Annotated in this window: 3 protein-coding genes; 1 reads left to right on the top strand and 2 read right to left on the bottom strand. The window is 69.6% G+C overall.

All coding sequences use genetic code 11. The annotated features are described in order from the left end of the window. Positions 1-74 precede the first annotated feature (74 nt). The gene (locus ACFSL4_RS36700) at positions 75-815 is read right to left on the bottom strand and encodes an IS3 family transposase (protein ID WP_381092438.1); all 741 of its coding nucleotides are present in this window, start codon (positions 813-815) and stop codon (positions 75-77) included. A 249-nt stretch (positions 816-1064) separates the two neighbouring features. Next, positions 1065-2063 (bottom strand): ArsR/SmtB family transcription factor, encoded by a 999-nt coding sequence (locus tag ACFSL4_RS36695; protein WP_381092437.1) that lies wholly within the window; start codon positions 2061-2063, stop codon positions 1065-1067. 163 nt (positions 2064-2226) lie between these two features. Here ACFSL4_RS36695 and ACFSL4_RS36690 point away from each other — a divergent pair, with 163 nt between their 5' ends. Beyond that, a complete protein-coding gene (locus ACFSL4_RS36690; RefSeq protein WP_381092435.1) occupies positions 2227-2757 on the top strand; it encodes a peptidoglycan-binding domain-containing protein in 531 nt (176 codons plus the stop codon). Positions 2758-3060: the final 303 nt, after the last annotated feature.

Here is a 3060-nt window from a genome sequence, read left to right as displayed (position 1 = left end):
TCCGGGTAAGCCGGGTGACCTAGGAACATTCCTCCAAGTTCCTCCCTATTGAGTAGGGGATACGACGAAGCGCCTCACGGCGCACCGGTGTAGGTGATGTCGCCGCACCAGCGGGTGTCGACCGTGGCCGGGTCGGGCCGGAAGTCGCGCAGGACCAGGTCGGGGCGGGTGGCCGCCTGCGGGTCGGAAATCGTGGTGCGGTGCCGACGTCGGCGGCGTCGGCCGGTCAGTCCGGCCTGTCGCCTGAGCCGGGCCACCCTGCGACGCCCGCAGCCGGCGCCCTCACGCTTGAGTACGACGTGGACGCGCGGGGCTCCGTAGGTTCCACGGGACTGCTCGTGCACGGCCATGATCTGCTCGTTCAGCTCAGCGTCCCGCACCGCGCGGGGTCCAGGGACGCCGGTGTGGCGAGCATAGAAGGCGGCTCGGGAGACCTTGAGCAGTTCACACGCCCGCTTGACGCTGTGACCAGCGGCTTTCTCCGCCGCGATGAACGGGTGCACCGTCACCGGGTCTCCTTCGCGAAGAAAAGCCGTCGCACGCTTGAGGATCTCCACGTCCTCCCGCAGCCTGCGGTTCTCCCGCCGCAGTGCGGCCAGTTCCTCACGTTCGCTGCCGGTCAGGCCGCCCCGCTCGCCGGCGTCGACGTCGGCCTGCTCGACCCAGTCCCGCACTGCTGTCTCGGTCAGGTCGAAGTCCTTGGCGACCTGACCGACCGAGCGGTCGCCACGTCGGCACAGTTCGACGATCCCGGCCTTGAACCCCGGTGTGAACGAGCGGCGAGGGCGACGCTCCTTCTTCCCGCTGCTCTCCACGACGGACATCATCCTTCTGGCGCCGGAGCCCCTGATCTCCGATGTCCGTCAAAGCGGATCAAGCCCAGTCTCGGTGTCGCACGGGACGGCGTACAGGCCGGTGATCTCGTTGTTGGTCGGCGCCGGTTCCACGACGGCGGCAGTTCCGGCGCGTGGGACGGGACCGGCCATGTCCTCGGGCCTGCCGGTGGAGGCGTAGTGGAAAGTGCCCTCTGTCGGGGGTGATCCGAGGAGCCTGGCCCGCCCCGCCTACCGGCTTCCTGCCAACCGGGACCCCTCCGGTGTGCGGCGGTAGAGGACCGATCGGCCGGACCGGGCGCGGGCGACGAGGCCGGCCCGGTGCAGTACGCCAAGGTGGTACGAGACCGTGGCAGGGCTGAGGAAGTGACGTGCCGCCAGCTGCGCGGTGGAGGCGGGTTGGGCCAGCGCGGCGAGCAGCCCGGCTCGGGTGGGGCCGAGCAGCCGGGCCATCTCGGCGGAGGGTGCTGCCGGGGCGATGGTGTCGGCAATGACCTTGTCGCGCACGGGACAGACGAGCATCGGGGGCCGGTCTTGCTTGCGCGTCGGGTCCATTGCCACGCCCGGCCCAGGCGCGACGAGTGACGGCACGACGATTACCAGGGGTACGGGCAGCGCGATCCGGAACCGGCTCTCGACGCGCAGGGTACCGTCGGCCCACCGGATGCCGGGGTGCAGGGAGTTGAAGAGCCTCGCCGCTCCGTGCCGGGCCAGCACGCCGGCGCAGCGGTCGACCTCCGCGTCGAGGGCGGCCTTGGCGGCCTCCCAGTGCGGGGCGAAAGCCAGCTCCCAGTAGCGCCGCATCTCCTCCGCCGCCTGCCGGGCCACATGCGCACCGCCCCGGGCCATGGCCCGCTGCACCCCCGGCGGCAGCTCGGAACCGGCGAGGCCGTTGCGCGGCCGGCCGTCACGCAACGCCTCCAGCTCGCCCAGGACACGCCCGGGCGGGGTGCACCGGACCCGCTCCAGCTCCTCCTCGACGGTGGGGGAGGGCCGGCAGGGATGCGGGCTGAGGAAGTCGGGCACGTATCCGCCCCCGTCCAGGGCCAGTTCGGACAGGAGTGGCAGCCGAGCCCGGCGCAGCACGCGCCGTGCACGTGCGACCCATGGATCGGCGTCCGGGGCCGGTCGCAGGCCCCAGGGCAGCAGCGTCGCGACGACCTCGTGCAACGGCGAGACCGCGAAGCGGGAACGGGCGAGCCCGGCGGCGTCCACGGTGAGCTCGATCATGACCCTCCCGCTGTCCGGTCCTGCTGGTCCCGCGGCCGTGTCTTCGAACCTGCTCGAATCGTCGCACGGAACGTCGCGGTGGCAGGCCTGATCGGCGCAGGCTGGTGCCCGCGGTTTGGTGGCCGTGAAGGTTCCGGGCATGAGCCCAAAACAAGGAGGAGTCATGAATTCCCGTACTAAGCGGATCAAGCTGGCTGCTGGCACGATCGGCACACTGACTGCCGCCGTCCTTGCTGTGGGCACCTCGCCCGCTGCCGCAAGCGGGACCTACAGCGGCCGTCCCTACGTCTACGGGGCAGGCGACTTCAGCAACGACTGGGGCGATGAAGGCATCTTGTCGACCAGCACACACACATACTCCAACGCCACATGTCTGTGGCAGAAAATCCTTTGGGCGGACGGCTTCCTCGGCTCTCGCTCGGACGTCGACGGCATCTTTGGAAGCGCAACTAGGGACGCGACCCGGGCATGGCAGAGGTACCACGGACTGTCCGATGACGGAGTAGTCGGCAAGGCCACATTCGGAGTAGCGGATGGAGGGCTGAGGGACTGGGACGGCAACGGTGCCCTCGACACCTTCGACGGCTACAGGTGGAACTTCAGCGTCTGGCGCGACAGCAAGGGCCGGTACGGCTTCAACGACGGCTACGACAACAAACGGCTCGCCGGCTACGACTACCGGACCTGTAGCTGACGTCGCTGTTTGCGGCCATCAGCAAAGGACTGACGTGACCGCCGGAACTACAGCTTGACCGCACACCCCAGGCATCTGCCAGGTGCCGCAGGGCCCATGCCGTGTCCGGCCGGTTGTTGAACCGGCCGGACACGGGCTCACGCCCAGAGCCGGATGCGGTGAAAGCCGCACGACCGGTTCGGGCCGGTGGCTCGGGGAAACGGAACAGCGGCAACGCAGTCACCGCGCCCCGAGCCGACCACACAGCCTCAGAGGGCGGTATGTGACGTAGTGCCGCGTTTGTTGTCGCTGGAACGTGTGGCA

This window comes from Streptomyces caeni, assembly GCF_042678285.1.
GTDB classification, from domain to species: domain Bacteria; phylum Actinomycetota; class Actinomycetes; order Streptomycetales; family Streptomycetaceae; genus Streptomyces; species Streptomyces caeni.
This window is presented reverse-complemented; position numbering and strand designations above follow the sequence as displayed.

Bases quoted from the DNA above. Each gene is read 5' to 3' on its own strand.
- ACFSL4_RS36695 (WP_381092437.1), bottom strand. From the start codon at position 2,063: ATGATCGAGCTCACCGTGGACGCCGCCGGGCTCGCCCGTTCCCGCTTC.
- ACFSL4_RS36690 (WP_381092435.1), top strand. From the start codon at position 2,227: ATGAATTCCCGTACTAAGCGGATCAAGCTGGCTGCTGGCACGATCGGC.